We start from the raw sequence: 18,738 nt of genomic DNA, 5'->3' as shown, positions 1-18,738 counted from the left end.
TCGAATGCGCCGAGAGTACTTGAACTACGGGAGGCGTCGATTTAATCTATCTAACTATCAAAGTTAACCATACTGAAAATGACAGACTCCGGCGATATCCGATTTCTGCTGACGATTCGCGATAGCGGCAGCCTTACCGCAGCGTCGCGGAAACTGGGTTTGTCGCCGTCCGCGGTTACGCAACGGTTGCAACTACTGGAAAAGAAGCTGGGAATGCGGTTGATCGATCGCACCGCGCGCAAGCTGCTCTTTACCGAGGAGGGGCAATTGCTGTGTCAGCGCGGGGGGACCTTGATGCAAGCGTTCGATGCGCTATTCGACGAGTTGCGCGAGCGCAGCGGAGGACTGATCGGGACCCTGAAAGTCAATGCGCCGCTTGGCTTCGGCCGGCGATATATCGCCCCTGCGGTTGCGGAATTTCAGCGGCACCACCCGGATGTCACGATTACGCTGACGCTGTCCGATCGTCCGTTGACGGAAACGTCGGATCGCTTCGATGTCGTTGTCCATATCGGCGAACTGCGCGATTCGAATCTGATCGGGCACACGCTCGCGCCGAATGCGCGCTTTGTCTGTGCGGCGCCATCGCTGGTAAAACGCTTCGGTATGCCTGCCGGCCCGGATGAGCTGATGCAGATGCCCTGCATCGTGCTTCCCGAAAATAACGAGGATGCTTCCTTATGGCATTTCAGCAAAGGCAAGACGACGCGTAGCGTTCGGGTGCCATCGAAGCTGAGTTGCAACGACGGCGACGTCATCCGCCGCTGGGCGTGCGAGGGCCGTGGCGTGATCTTGCGATCCGAGTGGGACGTGGCCGACGATCTGCGAAGTGGCCGGCTGATCAGGCTGTTGCCGGCGTGGAAAACCAGCGATGCCAATATCATCGCATTGGCGCATAACCGGACCGGTTTGCCCGCCAGGACGCGGCACTTCATGACGTTTTTGCAGGAACGGTTCAAGCCCACGCCGGAATGGCGGGCGACATGACACCGTGCCGCTGGTTCGGCACTGCATGGTCCCTTCAGCGATCCTCTCGACCAATATGCAATTTTGTTAAAGGTAAGAGTTATATCGTCTTAATGGATGCGGCTTTTTTCGACTTTATAATCGGCGTCAGTGAATCACTTCGATTATGAAAGGGGCCAAAGCCTTGAAGCCATCTCTACCGTCAGTGGACCGCGCTTACCCGAAAGCTGTCCTGTTCGATCTGCTCACTGCGTTGCTGGATTCATGGACGCTGTGGAATCAAGCCGCCGGGTCGGAGCAGGCGGGCCGGACGTGGCGCGCCGAGTATCTGCGCCTGACCTATGGCTGCGGCCGGTACGTGGCTTATGAAACGCTGGTCCGCGACGCTGCCAGCAACGTCGGCCTTCCGGCCTCGGCGGCGAGCGCGTTGGAAGAAAACTGGCTGCAGCTCGCGCCGTGGAGTGGCGCGCTCGACGCTTTGCAACAGCTGCAGAATCATTGCAAGCTCGCCATCGTGACGAACTGCTCCGTCGCACTCGGCAGGCAAGCGGCAGCGATCTTCCCGGTAAAGTGGGATGTCATCGTGACCGCTGAGGAGGCCGGTGTTTACAAACCGGATCCGCTGCCGTACCGCATGGCCCTCGACGCACTCGGTGTCGACGCCGCAGAGGCGGCATTCGTCGCCGGTTCGAGCTATGACATGTTCGGGACGGCCGCGGTCGGTCTGCGGACTTATTGGCATAATCGTGTCGGTTTACCGCTGGTTCAGGGGGCGGTTGCCCCCGACCTGACGTCCTCCCATCTGGATCGCCTCGTGCCCTGGGTTTCCCAATTCGGTAAGGCAACGAATCACCATGCAGAATAAAATCATGTCGCTCGACCTGCTCGATACCCCCGCCGCCATCATCGATGTCCCGCGGATGGACCATAACATCGCGCTGATGCAGCAGCACATGCGTACGCTGGGCGTCCATTTTCGGCCGCACGTGAAAACGACGAAATGCGTGGAGGTCGTGCGCGCGCAGATCGCCGCCGGCGCCAAGGGCATCACCGTGTCCACGCTGAAAGAAGCCGAAGCCTTCTTCGCTGCAGGGGTGGTCGATATTCTTTACGCGGTAGGCATCGATCCGTCGAAGTTGAAGCGGGCAATGGCGCTGAAGCAGAAGGGGTGCGATCTGAAGCTCGTGGTGGACAATCCTGCGGCGGCGCTGGCCGTCGGCGAGTTCGTGCGCGAACAGGGCGTTGCCTTTGAGGTCTGGATCGAAGTGGATACCGATGGTCACCGCTCGGGCATCACGCCGGAAGAGGAAAGCCTGCTCGAAGTCGGGCGGATCCTGCGCGACGCCGATGTGAAAATAGGCGGTGTCATGACCCATGCCGGGTCGAGCTATGAATTGAATACGCCGGACGCGCTGGAGGCCCTCGCCGAGCAAGAGCGGGCGGGATGTGTCCGCGCGGCGCAGCGCTTGCGCGATATCGGCCTGGCCTGTGAAGGCGTCAGCGTGGGCTCGACGCCGACCGCACTCGCGGCACGCCATCTGGAGGGCGTCACCGAAGTGCGTGCCGGCGTTTATGTGTTGTTCGATCTGGTGATGCGCAATGTGGGCGTGTGCCGCTTCGACGACATCGCGCTGAGTGTGCTGACCACCGTGATCGGGCATCAAGCGGACAAAGGGTGGGCCATTCTCGACGCCGGCTGGATGGCGATGAGCCGCGATCGCGGTACGTCCAAACAAGACCGCGACTTCGGCTACGGTCAACCGTGTACGCTGGACGGCACCCCGATCGCGGGCTATCTTTTGAGCGGCGCGAATCAGGAGCATGGCATCCTTTCGCCGATCGACATCGACGACGGTTCGACAGGTTCGGCGGCGGTATCGGATACGGTGGATATCCGCGATCGGTTTCCGATCGGCACGAAGCTCCGTATCCTGCCGAATCACGCCTGCGCGACAGGTGCGCAGTTTCCCGAATATCACGCCCTGGATGCCGAGGGCGAATTGACTGTATGGAGCCGATTTCATGGTTGGTGAGTTCGAACCCAAGTTGCCGCAATTTCCCGATACGCCGACGTTGGCGCGTCCTGGCGGTCACTACAGCCATGTGAGCGTTGCAAATGGCTTTGTCTTCGTGTCGGGCCAGTTGCCGATCACGGCGAGTGGCGAAAAGCTGATCGACGCGACGTTCGAGGCGCAGACGGCACAAGTGCTCGACAATGTGAAACAGGCGCTCGCCGCTGCCGGCGTCGGCGTCGCGCAACTGGTGCAAGTGCGCGTCTATCTCGACGATATCGACAACTGGCCACGTTTTAATGAGATCTACGCCCAATGGGCCGGCGCGGCGCGGCCGGCGCGCGCGATCGTGCCCACCGGTCCGCTGCATTTCGGTTTCAAAATCGAGGTGGAAGTGACTGCAGTCACGCGCTAAGCCGACAGGGCAGACGTGGCATGATGGGTGTTGGACCTGGCGTGAGGGCTGCTTATGCCGCGCGAAAGCAGGCCGACCGCACCCCATGCCCACCGCCAGAAAAAGGAGCAACGTCTTGCCCACCTTGTCGATGCGCGATATCACCCCCTTTCAGATAGCCATTCCCGACAGCGAATGGCAGGACTTGCGCGATCGCCTGCGGCTGACGCGCTGGGCCGCCGCGCCGCTGGTCGACGACTGGTCGGATGGGAGCGACACCGCTTTCCTACGCGAGCTCGTGACGTACTGGCAGGATGCCTTCGATTGGCGGGAACAGGAACGGCGGCTCAATGCCTTGCCCCAGTGGCACGCGTGCATCGATGGCCAGACGATCCACTTCGTCCATCAACGTGGCAAGGGGCCGAAGCCGATGCCGCTGGTGCTGACGCACGGTTGGCCCGGTTCGTTTATCGAGATGGAGGCGCTGATCCCGATGCTGACCGATCCGGCCGCGTTCGGTGGCGATCCGGCGGATGCATTCGATGTGGTGGTGCCGTCCTTGCCCGGCTATGGTTTTTCGGCGCCGCCACGGGAAACCGGTATGAACCCGCGTCGTATCGCGGCACTGTGGCAGCGATTGATGTCGGGTCTCGGTTATCCACGATTCGTGGCGCAAGGCGGGGACATTGGTGCCGGCGTGTCGATGTGGCTCGCGCGCGATTTCCCGGAGCAGGTCGCCGGATTTCATCTCAATTACATTCCGGGCGCGTTTCAGCCATCGTTGGACGGTGCGCCGCCGAGCCCGGAAGAAGCGCGGTATCTGACGCGCAGCGCGCAGTGGGCCGCGGCGGAGGGGGCGTACGCGGCGTTACACGCAACAAAGCCGCATACGCTGGCGCAGGCCTTGACGGACTCGCCGGCAGGTCTGGCCGCATGGATCGTGGAGAAGTGCCGCAGCTGGAGCGATTGTGACGGGGATGTCACGCGTGTGCTGTCCCGCGACACGCTGTTGACCGATATCTCAATTTACTGGTTCAGCCGGACGATCGACGCGTCGCTGCGGCTCTACAAGGAAAGCAAGGCCTGTCCGCTCGCCTTCGCGCAAGGGGAGCGCATTGCGCCGCCGTGCGGCGTTGCCGTCTTCCCACGCGAAATATCGATGCCGCCGAGAAGCTGGGTCGAACGGGTCTGCCATGTCCAGCGTTGGACATCGATGCCACGGGGTGGCCATTTCGCGGCGTTGGAGCAGCCGGCATTGCTCGCGGAGGATCTCCGCGCATTTTGCCGACCGCTGCGCCGTTGAATCGTTCGACGGCAGGCGACGACCCGCCGACGACGTGCGTCAGAACAAGTGCTCGATACCGGCGAAGACGCCGGTTTGGCTATGCCCGGCGAGCGGATTGCCGGTATCCGGCGTGGTCCCCGCGGCGTTGGCGTTCAGGCTGAAGTTCGCGGTAGAACTGTTCTGCACCGTTGCCGCTTCCAGGTGCAACTGGGTGCGCTTGGACAGGTTATAGGTGCCGCCAAGTGCATACATCGTGGCGTTGCCGCTGCCCTTGTTGGCGTTCACGTGATAGACCGCGGCCGTGACAGTGGCTGCCGGCGTGGCCTGCCAGGTGATGCCGCCCCATTCATGATCGAGCGACGTCGGCTGACCCGCGATATACGCGCCGCCGGAGGAGCGGATCGCCTGATACGCGGCGCGGACCGTGAACGGACCGAGGAAGACGTTTACCGCGCCGGTGTATTCGCGCGAGGCCGTGAACGCGCTGTCCAAGGCGCCATTGGCGCTATCCCGTAATTCGTCGTAGATGCCCCGGACCTGGAACACCGATGACGTGTACGTGACCTGCGCGCCGTCGGCACGACCTTGCGTCGTCGTGCCATTGCCGTTGAAGTTCGTCGCGTTTGACAACGAGTACTGTCCGGCGAAATCGAAGCCGGCGAAGTTCGGCGACTGATACGACACGTTGTTGCTGGTATGGTTCCAGTTACGACCGCGGACCAACGACGCCGACGACCAGTTCGACTGGCCGAACGGATCGAAGTCCCACACGCCATTCGCGATGGCCAGCTCACGGCCCATGTTGAACGTACCGTATTGCTTGCTGGCCAGGCCGACCGTTGCGAAGCGATCGAAGATCTGATTGTTGCCCGGGCCGGTGCCGGTCATCGTGTTGAAGGCGCCTTCCAATCGGAACACCGCCTGCATACCGCCGCCCAGTTCTTCCGCTCCCTTCAAGCCCCACAGGCTCGTGCCCCAGTCGCCGCTCTCGGCACGCCAGCGGCTGCTGCCCCCGCCCGGCGTCGTCGGTTGAAGCCCGTTCATGTACTCGATGCCGGCATCCAGGCGGCCATACAGCGTTACGCTGCTCTGCGCGAAGGCGCTCGTCAGGGGAAATGCCAGGGACGCCAACGACGTCACAATCAACGCTTTTTTCATTGTCTCTTCCATGTAACGACGTGTTGTCATGCGAAACGGCTATCCGTTCGCACTTGTAAAAAAATCACGCTTATTTTTTTTGATACGCGGCAAGCTCGACGCTGCGCCTCCTCTCCAGATAAATCGGTCTTGCGACCTGAATCGACCGGCATGGCTGCCGGCCCCCCCATTGGACTCAGGAATGACGACGGGGATCGTCTCGTACCATCGTCCAACTTCTCTATCTCACAAATAAAACACGCTGTTTGCCCTACCAGCCAGTGCGCCCGCGCGTTACATTCAGGCGCCTTTGAAACGATGCTCCGGCATCCCGGTGAAATCGGTTCGTACGGCGAAGATGCCGCCGGCCAGAGGTTCCGCCGCGAGCGCCGCGCCGTCCATTCCCGTTCGCGCGCTGGTGATGAACAGCGTGCGCCGGTCAGGCCCGCCGAACGTGGCACAGGTCAGGCGCGATGCCGCAACGTGGACATGCGCGGAGACGGCGCCGTGCGTATCGAAGCGCACCATCCGGCTGCCATCCCAGTGGGCGTTCCACAAGCCGCCATCGCGATCGATGGTCGAACCGTCGGGACTGCTTTCATCGGCCTGCAGCGTCGCAAAATGCACCGGGCTGCCGATCCGTCCATCGGCAAAGTAATCGGCGCGATGGATCTGCCGCGTCATCGAGTCGGCGAAGTACAACCACGTGTCCGCCGACGTCTGCCCTTGTGCGGACGACGCCGTATCCACCGACGCCGCGCCCCGGGGGCGGTGGAACGCCTCGGTATCGAAAGCGATGCTATTGGCACAGGCTACGCGGGGCAACGGCAACCGTTCGAGCCGGAGATCGGCGTTCAGGCGCCAAAAATGGCCGATCGCCTCCGGTTCGGCTGACTGATCGAACATCCCGAAAACAAAGCGTCCTTGTGGATCGCAGCGACCATCGTTGACACGCGTGCGTGCCTCGTCCGCCTCGACGGCGGCGATATCGACCAAGGTGCCGCTTGCCGGCTCGAACAAAGCGAGACGGGATGCCAGCCCGAGCAGCAGCCATCCTCGACGCGAACAGAGCGCGAAGCTGGCCAGGCGCTCCGGAAGCCGCCAATGATGTGTCTCGTAATGCCGCGGTGCGCCGCTAGACCAGTCGACATCCGCCGCAAACGTATGACGCCACAAGACGGCATTTTCGATATCGGTCCAGTAGAGGGCCGACTCGGCGTCGTCCCACAATATGCACTCGCCAAGCGTCGCCTTGGCATCGTGAAACAGCTGTGCGTGCAGTTCGATCACGATCAGGTCCATCCACCGTCGACGACGAAATCCTGGGCGGTACACATCGCGCTATCGTCGGCGGCGAGGAACAAGGTCATGTTGGCGATATGCTCGGGCAGCAACGGCTCATTGATGCACTGCCCCTTTGCAATATCGTCCTTGGCGGCGTCGTCGACCCAAAGCGCGAGCTGCTTTTCGGTCATGACCCAGCCGGGCACGACGGTATTGACGCGGATCTTGAAAGGTCCCAGGTCCCGCGCCAGGCAGCGGGTCAATCCCTGTACCGCGGCTTTCGATGCGGTATAGGCCGGCATGCCGCCTTGCTTTAGCTTCCAGCTCGTCGAACCGAAATTGACGATCGAGCCGCCGCCGGCCTGTTTCATGTCTTCCATGACTTGCTGCGCCGCAAAGAATTGGTGGCGCAGATTGACGGCGATGCCTTTATCCCAGAATGCGTAGCTGGTCTCTTCGATACGATGGCGTTTGTCGTTTGCCGCGTTGTTCACCAGGATCGTGATCGGGCCGCAAGCGGCGCGCACCGTAGCGATCGCTTCATTGAGTGCCGCTTCCTCGGTGACGTCGCATGCGACAAAACAAGGGCGGTGGACGGTGGCGGGATTCGCACCGAGCTTCTCGACCAGCGCTTCACCGGCCGCTTTGTCCAGGTCGACGAAGCCGACACGTGCGCCTTGCGCGACGAATGCGCTGACTAACGTCGCGCCGATGCCGGTGGCGCCGCCGCTTATGAAGACGCTGCGATCTTTCAGGCTGGGATAAGTGGCGTAGCGCTTGTGCGCGGTTTCGGTCGAATGCGAAGCGGTGGAATTCGACGCCGGCAAATCGTCAGGGCCGTTATTCGAAGCAGTAGTCGTCATATCAGAAAGAATGGTCTCGGTGCGGCGTTGTCGCGAATGCGGTGCAATTATGTTAGCTAATTATCGCCAGGATTGCTGGCAGGCCTGAAGGGCATTCTAGTAATACCAATGGCTGCCGTCATGCCCGTTTGACTCGGTGCTTACCCGTATTGAGTGCCTAAATAGTCTTACCATATTCTCTGCACACCCAGTCTGCGTTCGTATGGATACCTAGCTATCGTGGCTTGGGACGGTAATGGAAAGGATTTAGAAAGGCAGAATTTGGCTTTTCAACCATTCAAATAACGCACGACCCAATATGTGGGATACCGCATCGAACGAAGGTCCTGGATAACGATTACTCAACCCATATTTTGGGATTTGAATTAAATCGCTCACTGGACTCCGATACAGGCGCGGTACGCCGACTGATGCGAGGTCGGAAACGAAAAATGATGGAGACAACGACGATGCGTATTTCGATGAAGGTATACGGCCGCGCGGTAGCGGCGGGCCTGTTGACCTCGATGCTGGCGCTCGCGAGCGCCCAAAGCCATGCGGAAAAATTAGGGTTCCTGGTGAAGCAACCGGAAGAGCCGTGGTTCCAGACCGAATGGAAGTTCGCCGACAAGGCGGGCCAAAAGGACGGTTTCGACGTCTTGAAAATCGCCGTGCCCGACGGTGAGAAAACGCTGGCTGCTATCGACAGCCTGGCGGCAAACGGCGCAAAGGGATTCGTCATCTGTACGCCCGATCCCAGACTGGGACCGGCCATCGTCGCGAAGGCGAAGGCCGCGGGCTTGAAGGTCGTGGCGGTGGACGATCAATTCGTCAATTCGAAGGGCCAGCCGATGACCGATGTGCCGCTGGTTATGATGGCCGCGACGAAGGTGGGTGAGCGTCAGGGGCAGGAGCTGTACAAGGAAATGCAGAAGCGTCATTGGGATCCGAAAATTACCGGTGCGATGGTGATTACGGCGAATGAGCTTGATACCGCCCGGCGTCGTACCGACGGCGCGATGTCCGCGTTGAAGGCCGCCGGATTCCCGGCCTCGCAGATCTATACGGTGCCGACGAAGAGCAACGACATCCCCGGGGCGCTGGATGCCGGTAACTCGCTGCTGGTGCAACACCCGAACGTCAAAAACTGGCTGATCATCGGCATGAACGACAACACGGTGCTAGGCGGCGTGCGGGCGACGGAAGGCAACGGCTTCCAAGCGCCGAATGTCATCGGTATCGGCATCAACGGCGTGGATGCGGTCAACGAATTGTCGAAGACCAAGCCCACCGGCTTTTACGGTTCGCTGCTGCCGAGCCCGGATATCCATGGCACCAAGAGCATCACGATGTTGCATGACTGGGTGACGAAGGGCATCGAGCCGCCGAAGTTCACCGAGGTGACCGACGTCGTATTGATCACGCGTGACAACTTCCATGAAGAGCTGAAGAAGAAGGGCCTGGAATAAGTTCTTGGCGCGTTGACTGTCGCACGCCCCGCTGGACGGGCGTGCTTTTCGCGTCTTTGTCGTTCATTTTTTACGGAGCAAAGCCATGCAAGCAAATGCAACCTCGCTGGCTTTTTGCGATATCGGCAAGACCTTCCCCGGCGTCACGGCGCTGGCCGGTATCAGTTTCACCTGCCGGCCCGGTGCCGTACATGCCTTGATGGGCGAGAACGGCGCGGGAAAATCCACGCTGTTGAAAATTCTCAGCGGCGCCTACCAGCCGACCACGGGGCATCTCGAAATCGATGGGGCGCCGGTGGTGTTCCGCAATACGCAGGATGCGCTGGCAAACGGCGTTGCGATCATCTATCAGGAGCTGCATCTCGTCCCGGAATTATCGGTGGCCGAGAACATCTGCCTGGGACAGTTTCCGGCGCGCGGCGGCATCGTCGATCGCACCTCGATGCGGGAGGCCGCCGCGCTGCAGTTAAAGCGCCTGATGCAGGACATCGATCCGGACACGCCGGTCAAATATTTGTCGATCGGTCAGCGGCAGATGGTCGAGATCGCCAAGGCGTTGGTGCATGAAGCACGGATCATTGCATTCGACGAGCCGACCAGCAGTCTCTCGGCGCGCGAAATCGAACAGCTCGAACGCGTGATACGCGATCTGCGAGAAGAGGGGCGGATAGTCATTTATGTGTCGCACCGAATGGAAGAAATCTATCGGATGTGCGACGAGATCACCGTGTTCAAGGATGGCCGACTGGTGCAGACCTTCGACGATATCGCGCACCTCAGTCATGACAAGCTGGTGCGTGCGATGGTCGGCCGCGATATTCAGGATATTTTCGGCTATGCGCCGCGGCCGTTGGGCGAGGTTCGACTCTCCGTCTCGCAATTGGACGTCCCGGGACTGGAGGCGCCGATCGATTTGACGGTGCGCGGCGGGGAAGTCGTCGGGCTCTTCGGTCTCGTCGGCGCCGGTCGGACCACGTTGCTGCGCGCGCTGTTCGGCGCGGATCCAGCCCGCTCCGGGACGGTCGGCATCGATGGCGAAGCCAGCACACTGGATTCCCCGCGGCAGGCGATCCGGCAGGGCATGCTGCTCTGTCCGGAGGATCGCAAGGCACAGGGCATCGTGCCGGTACATTCGGTTGCCGACAACATCAATCTGAGTGCGCGGCGTCATCATCTCGGATGGCGCGCATTGATCAACGGGCGATGGGAGCGCGGCAATGCACTCGATCAGATCAAGGCGCTGCGAATCAAGACGCCCGGTCCCGAGCAGGCAATCCGCAACCTGTCGGGGGGGAATCAGCAGAAGGCGATCCTTGCGCGCTGGCTATCCGAAGACAACATCAAGGTGATGATTCTCGACGAACCGACGCGCGGCATCGATGTCGGCGCGAAGCACGAGATTTATCAAGTGATCTTCGCACTGGCAAAAAAGGGGGTTGCCGTGCTGTTCGCATCGAGCGACTTGCCGGAAGCGCTGGGCCTGGCCGACCGGGTCATCGTCATGCGGGAAGGCAAGGTGGTAGGCGAACGCAATCACGACGAGGCCACCGAGGAGAACGTACTCGGGCTCGCGATGCTATCCGCGGCGCCGTCCGATGTGGATCCGTTGGCCGCCTGACCCGTTTGCGACACCCGATCCGCTTCAGCGAATAACGCGAAAACAGCGTCGATTTACCGACTTCCATTCAACTAGGTGAGAAAGAACATGGCCCTCACGCAGACGCAAACCAGTAATAACGCACCGCCGCAGAAATCGCGTAACGGTGGAGGCAGCATTGCTTCCCGAGTATGGGACGGCTATGGGATGTTGTTGGTGGCACTTGTCCTGTTCGTCCTCTGCAGTGTCGCCGTACCGAACTTTTTTTCGATGATCAATATGCGCGGCTTGGCGCTATCGGTCTCCTTGGCCGGTATGGTCGCTTGCGGGATGTTGTTTTGCCTCGCCGCCGGGGATTTCGATTTGTCGGTCGGCTCCATCGTCGCGTGCTCCGGCGTGGCCTGTGCCGTGGCGATGAATCGTACCGAGTCCGTGTCGGTGGGTATCGCGACGGGGTTGATCGTGGGCGCGGCGTTTGGCGCGCTCAATGGCTTTGTCGTCGCGCGACTGAAGATCAATGCGTTGATCACGACCCTGGCCAGCATGCAGATGGCGCGCGGATTGGCTTACATCATCTCCGACGGGCGTGCGGTCGGTATCGACCAGGAAAACTTCTTCCTGCTAGGCAATACCAGCGTTCTTGGCTTGCCGGTGCCGGTATGGCTGATGATCGCTTGCCTGGCCATCTTCGGTTTTCTGCTGGGACGAACGATCTTCGGGCGCAATACGCTCGCAATCGGCGGCAATGAAGAGGCGGCGCGCCTGGCCGGTGTCAGCGTGACATGGACCAAGTTTACGATCTTTGTCCTCAGCGGCTTGGTGTCGGGTCTCGCCGGCGTCGTGCTGGCATCGCGGATGACGTCGGGCCAGCCGATGACCTCGCTGGGTCTCGAATTGACGGTGATCTCCGCTTGCGTGCTGGGCGGCGTCTCGCTCAAGGGCGGCGTCGGTCGTATCTCGTATGTGCTGGCGGGCGTGTTGATTCTGGGCACCGTCGAAAACGCGATGAATCTGCTGAATATCTCGCCGTTCGCACAGTATGTCGTGCGGGGCTTGATCCTGCTCGTCGCCGTGATCTTCGACCGATACAAGCAGCAGTCGCGCACCTGAGGTGCGGCGGGTGGGCCGCGCTCAGATCGACGAGAGCGGCCTGTCGGCTAGCACACTGTCGGCATCGACGCTGGCATTTTCCAGCTGTACCAGACTGGCCTGGCGCGCGCCCAGCGGGTCGCGATTCTGGATTGCCGTCAGGATCGCCTTGTGGCGGGGTAGCGAGAGCGCGTGCGTGTCCGGATGTCGACTCGTCAGTTTGATCGACTCGGATAGCGCAAGGGATAGCATATTGCCGATGTAGGCCAACATCCTGTTATGGGTCGCGGCCATGATCGTGCGATGGAAGGCCAGATCGGGCTCGAGCAGTCCGTCGGCTGTCTGCGCGGCGGCCATGTCGGCATAAGCGCTTTCAATACGCTTCACATCTTCCGCATCGGCCGCGGTCGCCGCCAATGCCGCGGCGGCCGGCTCGATGATACGACGCACGGTCAGCAGCGATCGGAAGAAATCGCTTTCCGGCATACTGTTCAGCGTCCAATAGAGGACGTCCGGATCGAGCAGATGCCAGTCTTCACTGGCCCGCACGATGCTGCCGACGCGCGGCTTCGATACCACCAGGCCTTTTGCAACCAGGACGCGTGTGGCTTCGCGCAGCACGGGACGACTTACACCATAGGTCTCGCAGAGCAAGGGTTCGGCAGGAAGCCGTTCACCTGGCTTCAGTCTGCCGCTGACGATGTCCGTCCCGATATCCTGCACGATCTGACCGTGCCGGCTCTTGCGCGTTTGGGGATGGCGATAATCCATGCCTGCTGACGAGTAGAAGTGAAGAACGGGGCAGGCAAGCATATCACGCAGGACGTCACGTGATAGTTTAAGCCTTCGCAGGATTGCTGCGACGCCTGACAAGCGAGACGGTCAGTTCGATCCGATGCCGCGTGCCGTGCACCGATTCGGCAGGCGGGCGCGGCATGGCGATCGGTATCAGTTGGCCCAGCGCAGAACCAGCGGATCGAGGCGCCGCGCGACGCGCAGAAGACCGTCGCGCGTGGCGGGATGAAGCGGTGCCAGCGGATGGCGTGTCGCATCGCTTGCAATAATGCCGCCGGCTTGCATCAGGACCTTGCACGCCGCCAGTCCGCCTTGGCGATTTTCATAGTTGATCAGCGGCAACCATTGTTGATACAGGTTCGCGGCTTTTTCGGTATCGCCCGCTACATAGGCATCGAGAATCAAGCGGATGCCGTCGGGATAGCCGCCGCCGGTCATCGCACCGGTTGCGCCCGCATCGAGGTCGGCCATCAAGGTGATGGCCTCCTCGCCGTCCCATGGACCGAGGATCGCGTCACCGCCCAAGGCAATCAGCTCTCGAAGCTTGCCCGCGGCTTGTGGCGTTTCTATCTTGAAATACGACAGATTGGCGATATCGCGGGCCATTCGCGCGAGAAACGCCGCCGACATCGGGGTGCCGGCGACAGGCGCGTCCTGCACCATGATCGGAATCGAGAGCGCGTCGGAGACCTGCTGATAGAAGGCGAAGATCTGCGCTTCGCTGACGCGGAACGTGGCGCCATGATAGGGCGGCATGATCATCACCATTGCCGCGCCCGCGTCCTGTGCCGCACGGCTACGTTCGGCGCAGACCTTCGTGCTGAAGTGGCTGGTCGTGACGATGACCGGCACGCGGCCGGCGACGTGCTCGAGCACCAGCGTCTGCAATGTGCTCCTTTCTTCGTCGCTTAAGGCGAACTGCTCCGAGAAGTTCGCGAGGATGCAGAGGCCGTTCGAACCGGCGTCGATCATGAAGTCCAATACGCGCCGCTGGCCGGCTTTATCGAGATTGCCGTGTGCATCGAAGATCGTCGGTACGACCGGGAAGACGCCGCGATAGATCGGCGTCTGGCCTGAGCCAGTGGTCGTTGCGGCATTTGCCGAAGGGTAATGGGCGGGGCGATCGGTCATGCCGAATGACTCCTGGAAGATGAATGGGTGGGGCCTTGCGTTGGCGCGCGCGGAAGCGTCGCACTGCGTCGCTCGACATATTTCGAGATGACGAAGGTCAACAGCACGCCCAGTAGCAGCACGCCGCCGGACAGGAAATAGAGGCCATCCTGTATCCGGCCGGTGGCTTGTTTGATCGCCCCGACGGCAAACGGACCGAGATAGCCGCCCAGATTGCCGATCGAATTGATCACGGCGATGCCGGCCGCGGCTTGCGTACCGGTCAGGAAACGTCCCGGCAGCGTCCAGAACACCGGCTGCGCGGCGTAAAGGAAGCAGGCGGTCACGGACAGTGCCGCGAGCTGAACGACGGGCGAGGCAATCGCTGCCGATACGGCCAAACCGATCGCACCGAGCGCCGCGGACAGTGCGATATGCCACATCCGTTCGTCGCGGCGGTCCGCGCTGCGCGGGACCGTCAGCAAGCCGAGCACGGCGAACACATAGGGGATCGCCGTCAAGAATCCGGTCGTGATATTGGAGCCGCCGAATCCCTTGACGATGGTTGGCAGCCAGGTGCTCAGCCCGTAGATCGCCAGCGGATAGGGGAGGAAATACAGCGCGAGCAGCAGGATGCGATGATCCTTGACTACGGTCCAAAGTCCGCGCAGACCATGCGCCAGAGGTGGCGGCGTGGCTTCCCGCTCACGCGTGAGCACCGCATCCAGCCATTGCCTGTCGGCTTCGGGAAGCCAGCGGGCCTTCGCCGGCGTATCGGGCAGCCATAGCAGTGTCGGAATCGCGAGCAGCACGGCAGGGGCACCCGTCAGCAAGAACAGCCATTGCCAACCGTGCAATCCCGCAATGCCTTCCATATCCAATAAAGCGCCCGACACCGGACCGGTGATGATCAGCGCAAACGGTTGGGACAGCAGGAAGAGGCCAAAGATTTTTGCACGATGATTCGACGGGAACCATTGGCAGAGGAAGTAGACGGCGCCCGGATAGAAGCCCGCCTCTGCGGCGCCCAGCAGAAAGCGCAGCAGATAGAAGGAATGCGGTCCGCGAATCAGGCACATCGCGGCCGTGATCAGGCCCCAGGTGATGAGGATGCGCGCAAACCACCGGCTCGCGCCCACCTTCACCAACAGCACGTTGCTCGGTACTTCGAGCAGAAAATAGCCGATGAAGAACAGGCCCGCGCCAAAGCCATACGCCGCGTCGCCGATACCGACATCGGCGTTCATCTGCAGCTTGGCGAAGCCCAGCGTCGAGCGATCGATATAGGCGACCAGATAAAGCAATATCAAGAAAGGCACGAGTCGCAGCGTGATGCGCCGGACGATACGTTGCTCCGTCGCTTCGTGCGCTTCATGCGCCGGGTCGCGCCCCTGCGTGCCCGTGGCGGAAGGATGGTCCATCGCCGTCTCCTAGAATGGTTGGACAGCGCATCAATGCGAATGACGGGGCACGGCGGCGCCGCGGCAGCCGACGAGGAAATCGAAATCGCAGCCCTGATCCGCTTGCAGCACGTGCTCGACGTAGAGCTGGCGATAGCCGCTGCGATCCGCCGGGTCGGCCGGTTTCGAAGCACGCGTTTCGTGCCAGTCGGCAAGGCGGCCCTGCAGTTCGTCGTCGGAAATATCGAGACGCAATACGCCGCGGTAGCTGTCCAGTTCGATCCAATCGCCTTCTTGCACGACGGCCAGCGGCCCGCCTGCGCGTGCTTCGGGCGCGACGTGGAGCACGACCGTGCCGTAGGCGGTTCCGGACATGCGTGCGTCGGAAAGGCGGACCATATCGGTGATGCCTTGCGCCAATAACTTCGGCGGCAATCCCATATTGCCGACCTCGGCCATGCCGGGATAGCCCTTGGGACCGCAGTTTTTCAAGACAAGCACGGAGTCCGCGGTGACATCGAGGTCCGGATCGACGATGCGCGCCTTGTAGTCTTCGAGACTTTCGAAGACCACGGCGCGTCCTCGATGCTTCAATAGCGAGGCGGTGGCCGCCGACGGTTTGATGACGGCGCCGGAGGGGGCCAGGTTACCCCGCAAGACACAGAGGCCGCCGTCTGCAAGCAGCGGTTTCTCGATTTCGCGAATGACTTCGGTATCGTAGATCGGCGCGTCGGAGACGTTCTCCCACAGCGATTTGCCATTTGCCGTGAGCGCATCGGGATGCGGAATCAGATTCGCTTCCCCGAGACGTCGCAGCACGCCGGGGAGGCCGCCCGCGTAGTAGAACTCCTCCATCAGGAAGCGCCCCGACGGCTGCAGATCGACGAGCGTGGGTGTGCCGCGTCCGATCCGGGTCCAGTCCTCCAATTCCAGCGGTACGCCGATGCGGCCGGCGATGGCTTTCAAATGAATCGCCGCATTTGTCGAGCCGCCGATCGCCGCATTGACGCGGATGGCGTTTTCGAAGGCATCACGCGTCAGTAATTTCGAGAGGGTAAGGCCTTCGCGCGCCATGTCGACGATCCGCATGCCGGACATGTGCGCCAGTACATAGCGCCGCGCGTCGACGGCGGGGATGGCCGCATTGTGCGGCAGCGTGACGCCGAGCGCTTCGGCCATGCACGCCATTGTCGAAGCGGTGCCCATCGTGTTGCAGGTGCCGACTGAGCGCGACATATCGCCTTCGGCGGAAAGGAAATCATGCAGCGTGATGGTCCCGGCCTTCACCTGTTCGCTTAACTGCCAGACCAGTGTCCCGGAGCCGACGTCGCGGCCCCGGTGCTTGCCGTTCAGCATCGGACCGCCGCTGACGAGCAGCGCAGGGACGTCGCAGCTGGCGGCGCCCATCAGTAGCGCAGGGGTCGTTTTATCGCAGCCGGCGAGCAAGATCACTGCATCGATCGGATTGCCGCGGATCGCTTCCTCGACGTCCATGCTCGCAAGGTTGCGCGTAAACATGGCGGTGGGACGCAGATTCGATTCGCCGTTGGAGAATACCGGGAACTCGACAGGGAAGCCGCCGGCTTCCAGCACGCCGCGCTTGACGTGCTCGGCCAACTTGCGGAAGTGCGAATTACACGGCGTCAGCTCGGACCAGGTGTTACAGATGCCGATGATCGGCTTGCCTTGGAACTCGTGATCGGGGATGCCCTGATTTTTCATCCAGCTCCGGTACATGAAGCCGTTTTTGTCGGCGGTACCGAACCATTGGGCAGAGCGCAGGGGCAGCGCGCCCGACGTCGCGCCATCGGCTGATACGGAGGAAGCGGGCTGCTCGCTGGGGAGGCCGCTTACGGCGCCTGCGACGGCTTCCGGGCGTTGGCTGGCCGCACCGTTCTCTTCGTCGTCCGTGCCCAGTCGGCCCCGGGATGCGCGATCGTCGATCATGTGTCTCCTCCTGATTGTTTTTCGTCATTATAGTCAGACTATTGGAATCTATTATTCGGGTTAACGCGCTGAAGGGCCGCGATTCTCGCGATAGTTCTGCCGGGTATTGAACAAAAGACCGACTATTGGGTGTTTGCTCTGGCAATACGCTGGACCGTGCACCGCGATGCAACGTGATGGCGTCGAAGAATTCGCGAAAGGCGTGATTCGCGCTTGCGCTTGCCTTTTGTTGAAATGGCGGAAAGTAAAGAGGAATACGAAATAAAAAAGCCGTCAACCGCGAGGATGCCGTCTTGCTATCAAGACGAATCCCCTCAGCTCGGCTGCGGCACCGTCAGCCCAGCGGCTCGGATATCTCGATAAGATTTAAATCCGGATCGCGCACGTACACGGACCGTATAGCTTGCGTGGCGCCGGTGCGTTCGACCGGGCCTTCGACAATCGGCCAGCCTTTCGCATGAAGATGCGTAACGACGTCGCCGAGCGGAACGGTCGCGAGGAAGCAGAGGTCGAGCGCGCCGGGCACCGGGAGGTGCGCTTTCGGCTCGAATTCCTTGCCGCGTTGATGCAGGTTGATCTTCTGATTGCCGAAGCGGAGCGCGACACGGTCGCCGCGAAAGGTTTCCTTCTCCATGCCCAGCACATCGACATAGAAGCGCGTCGTGGCCTCTATGTCAGTGCAGGTCAATACCAAATGGTCGAGGTGATCGATCAAATGCATTGCTGACGTCTCCCATGGTGCTCAATGTCTTCCCGGCAGGGCGAGCCGCTTTTCCACCTGTCGCTGAACGATTTCCAGAATCGTGCACATGACCCAATACAGCGCGGCGGCTACCAGATAGAAGGGAAGGGTGTAAAACGTGGATGCAATCAACTCTTGCGTACTGCGCAGCAGCTCCGTCACCGTGATGACCGACACCAGAGACGTATCCTTGATCAGGCTGATCAAGCTATTGGCCAAGCTGGGTGTGGCAATGCGCAGCGCCTGCGGTCCGATGACATAGCGTAAAGCCTGGCCGCGTCGCAGCCCCAGGCTATACGCAGCGAGCCATTGTCCCGGAGTGATACCGAGTATCGCGCCCCGCATGCTCTCGGACAGATAGGCCGCGACATTGACCGACAAGGCCAGCACGCCGGCCGGTGTCGGGTCCAACGATATTCCCGCCGCAGGCAGACCGTAGTACACGACGAATATCTGTACCAATAAAGGCGTGCCGCGGATCACGCTGACGTACGTTCGCGCGATACCGACAAGCAGACGATTATGGCTGATGCCCATCGTCGCCAGCACGACAGCCGCGACCAAGCCGAAGATCATCGACAGCACGGCGAACTTGACCGTCAACCACACGCCCAGGCCGAGCGCGGGCGCCGATTGCATCAGGATGTCGTAGAAACTCATCGCGTGCCG

The 18,738-nt window shown here is 61.2% G+C and carries 17 protein-coding genes; 8 read left to right on the top strand and 9 right to left on the bottom strand.

From position 1 onward, the window contains the following. The first annotated feature begins 78 nt into the window (after positions 1-78). From ABEG21_RS16350 to ABEG21_RS16330, 5 genes are all read left to right on the top strand, one after another. Entirely contained in the window at positions 79-987 is a 909-nt protein-coding gene (locus ABEG21_RS16350) for a LysR family transcriptional regulator (RefSeq protein ID WP_347557701.1), read from the top strand. 163 nt (positions 988-1,150) lie between these two features. Beyond that, on the top strand, positions 1,151-1,831 hold the full coding sequence (locus tag ABEG21_RS16345) for an HAD-IA family hydrolase (RefSeq protein ID WP_347557700.1): 681 nt from the start codon (positions 1,151-1,153) through the stop codon (positions 1,829-1,831). A gap of 4 nt (positions 1,832-1,835) precedes the next feature. Then, positions 1,836-2,999 carry a DSD1 family PLP-dependent enzyme gene (locus ABEG21_RS16340; protein WP_347558055.1) on the top strand — a complete coding sequence of 388 codons (1,164 nt, stop codon included), beginning with the start codon at positions 1,836-1,838 and terminating at the stop codon, positions 2,997-2,999. Beyond that, entirely contained in the window at positions 2,989-3,393 is a 405-nt protein-coding gene (locus ABEG21_RS16335) for a RidA family protein (protein ID WP_347557699.1), read from the top strand. The genes ABEG21_RS16340 and ABEG21_RS16335 overlap by 11 nt, the downstream gene beginning before the upstream one ends. Before the next feature lie 130 nt (positions 3,394-3,523). Next, positions 3,524-4,675, top strand: coding sequence for an epoxide hydrolase family protein (locus ABEG21_RS16330; RefSeq protein WP_347558054.1), 1,152 nt, complete (start codon positions 3,524-3,526; stop codon positions 4,673-4,675). Positions 4,676-4,714: 39 nt separating this feature from the next. Here the strand turns inward: ABEG21_RS16330 and ABEG21_RS16325 are convergent, their stop codons facing one another. The 3 genes from ABEG21_RS16325 to ABEG21_RS16315 form a co-directional block, all read right to left on the bottom strand. Then, positions 4,715-5,815: a porin gene (locus ABEG21_RS16325; RefSeq protein WP_347557698.1), complete on the bottom strand. Its 1,101-nt coding sequence runs from the start codon at positions 5,813-5,815 to the stop codon at positions 4,715-4,717. A 279-nt stretch (positions 5,816-6,094) separates the two neighbouring features. Continuing rightward, positions 6,095-7,084 carry an SMP-30/gluconolactonase/LRE family protein gene (locus tag ABEG21_RS16320; protein WP_347557697.1) on the bottom strand — a complete coding sequence of 330 codons (990 nt, stop codon included), beginning with the start codon at positions 7,082-7,084 and terminating at the stop codon, positions 6,095-6,097. A 2-nt stretch (positions 7,085-7,086) separates the two neighbouring features. Further along, positions 7,087-7,941 carry an SDR family oxidoreductase gene (locus ABEG21_RS16315; protein ID WP_347557696.1) on the bottom strand — a complete coding sequence of 285 codons (855 nt, stop codon included), beginning with the start codon at positions 7,939-7,941 and terminating at the stop codon, positions 7,087-7,089. 431 nt (positions 7,942-8,372) lie between these two features. Between ABEG21_RS16315 and ABEG21_RS16310 the strand changes: the two genes are divergently transcribed. The 3 genes from ABEG21_RS16310 to araH all read left to right on the top strand — a co-directional run bounded on the left by ABEG21_RS16310 (position 8,373) and on the right by araH (position 12,096). Further along, complete coding sequence (locus ABEG21_RS16310) at positions 8,373-9,389, top strand: arabinose ABC transporter substrate-binding protein (protein WP_347557695.1); 1,017 nt, start codon at positions 8,373-8,375, stop codon at positions 9,387-9,389. 85 nt (positions 9,390-9,474) lie between these two features. Then, the gene (gene araG, locus ABEG21_RS16305) at positions 9,475-11,007 is read left to right on the top strand and encodes an L-arabinose ABC transporter ATP-binding protein AraG (RefSeq protein WP_347557694.1); all 1,533 of its coding nucleotides are present in this window, start codon (positions 9,475-9,477) and stop codon (positions 11,005-11,007) included. Between the two features lie 87 nt (positions 11,008-11,094). Then, on the top strand, positions 11,095-12,096 hold the full coding sequence (araH, locus tag ABEG21_RS16300; RefSeq protein ID WP_347557693.1) for an L-arabinose ABC transporter permease AraH: 1,002 nt from the start codon (positions 11,095-11,097) through the stop codon (positions 12,094-12,096). Positions 12,097-12,117: 21 nt separating this feature from the next. Here araH and ABEG21_RS16295 read toward each other — a convergent pair whose 3' ends face one another. From ABEG21_RS16295 to ABEG21_RS16270, 6 genes are all read right to left on the bottom strand, one after another. Beyond that, positions 12,118-12,846, bottom strand: coding sequence for a FadR/GntR family transcriptional regulator (locus ABEG21_RS16295; protein ID WP_347557692.1), 729 nt, complete (start codon positions 12,844-12,846; stop codon positions 12,118-12,120). A 177-nt stretch (positions 12,847-13,023) separates the two neighbouring features. Next, positions 13,024-14,001, bottom strand: coding sequence for a dihydrodipicolinate synthase family protein (locus ABEG21_RS16290; RefSeq protein WP_347557691.1), 978 nt, complete (start codon positions 13,999-14,001; stop codon positions 13,024-13,026). Continuing rightward, positions 13,998-15,401 carry an MFS transporter gene (locus ABEG21_RS16285; RefSeq protein ID WP_347557690.1) on the bottom strand — a complete coding sequence of 468 codons (1,404 nt, stop codon included), beginning with the start codon at positions 15,399-15,401 and terminating at the stop codon, positions 13,998-14,000. Before ABEG21_RS16285 ends, ABEG21_RS16290 begins: the two co-directional genes overlap by 4 nt. 30 nt (positions 15,402-15,431) lie before the next feature. Next, on the bottom strand, positions 15,432-17,327 hold the full coding sequence (locus ABEG21_RS16280; protein ID WP_347557689.1) for an IlvD/Edd family dehydratase: 1,896 nt from the start codon (positions 17,325-17,327) through the stop codon (positions 15,432-15,434). Between the two features lie 334 nt (positions 17,328-17,661). Further along, positions 17,662-18,048, bottom strand: coding sequence for a VOC family protein (locus tag ABEG21_RS16275; protein WP_347557688.1), 387 nt, complete (start codon positions 18,046-18,048; stop codon positions 17,662-17,664). 21 nt (positions 18,049-18,069) lie between these two features. Next, positions 18,070-18,729 (bottom strand): amino acid ABC transporter permease, encoded by a 660-nt coding sequence (locus ABEG21_RS16270; protein ID WP_347557687.1) that lies wholly within the window; start codon positions 18,727-18,729, stop codon positions 18,070-18,072. Positions 18,730-18,738: the final 9 nt, after the last annotated feature.

The organism is Robbsia sp. KACC 23696 (assembly GCF_039852015.1).
Lineage (GTDB): Bacteria > Pseudomonadota > Gammaproteobacteria > Burkholderiales > Burkholderiaceae > Robbsia.
Note: the sequence above shows the minus strand (reverse complement) of the source record. Positions and strands in the feature narration are given on the sequence as shown.

Excerpts from the sequence above, each read along its gene's own strand:
- ABEG21_RS16310 (WP_347557695.1), top strand. The coding sequence starts at position 8,373 with ATGATGGAGACAACGACGATGCGTATTTCGATGAAGGTATACGGCCGC.
- ABEG21_RS16325 (WP_347557698.1), bottom strand. The coding sequence starts at position 5,815 with ATGAAAAAAGCGTTGATTGTGACGTCGTTGGCGTCCCTGGCATTTCCC.
- ABEG21_RS16280 (WP_347557689.1), bottom strand. The coding sequence starts at position 17,327 with ATGATCGACGATCGCGCATCCCGGGGCCGACTGGGCACGGACGACGAA.
- ABEG21_RS16335 (WP_347557699.1), top strand. The coding sequence starts at position 2,989 with ATGGTTGGTGAGTTCGAACCCAAGTTGCCGCAATTTCCCGATACGCCG.
- araG (WP_347557694.1), top strand. The coding sequence starts at position 9,475 with ATGCAAGCAAATGCAACCTCGCTGGCTTTTTGCGATATCGGCAAGACC.
- ABEG21_RS16330 (WP_347558054.1), top strand. The coding sequence starts at position 3,524 with ATGCGCGATATCACCCCCTTTCAGATAGCCATTCCCGACAGCGAATGG.
- ABEG21_RS16275 (WP_347557688.1), bottom strand. The coding sequence starts at position 18,048 with ATGCATTTGATCGATCACCTCGACCATTTGGTATTGACCTGCACTGAC.
- ABEG21_RS16285 (WP_347557690.1), bottom strand. The coding sequence starts at position 15,401 with ATGGACCATCCTTCCGCCACGGGCACGCAGGGGCGCGACCCGGCGCAT.
- ABEG21_RS16350 (WP_347557701.1), top strand. The coding sequence starts at position 79 with ATGACAGACTCCGGCGATATCCGATTTCTGCTGACGATTCGCGATAGC.
- ABEG21_RS16290 (WP_347557691.1), bottom strand. The coding sequence starts at position 14,001 with ATGACCGATCGCCCCGCCCATTACCCTTCGGCAAATGCCGCAACGACC.
- ABEG21_RS16295 (WP_347557692.1), bottom strand. The coding sequence starts at position 12,846 with ATGGATTATCGCCATCCCCAAACGCGCAAGAGCCGGCACGGTCAGATC.
- araH (WP_347557693.1), top strand. The coding sequence starts at position 11,095 with ATGGCCCTCACGCAGACGCAAACCAGTAATAACGCACCGCCGCAGAAA.
- ABEG21_RS16340 (WP_347558055.1), top strand. The coding sequence starts at position 1,836 with ATGTCGCTCGACCTGCTCGATACCCCCGCCGCCATCATCGATGTCCCG.
- ABEG21_RS16315 (WP_347557696.1), bottom strand. The coding sequence starts at position 7,941 with ATGACGACTACTGCTTCGAATAACGGCCCTGACGATTTGCCGGCGTCG.
- ABEG21_RS16270 (WP_347557687.1), bottom strand. The coding sequence starts at position 18,729 with ATGAGTTTCTACGACATCCTGATGCAATCGGCGCCCGCGCTCGGCCTG.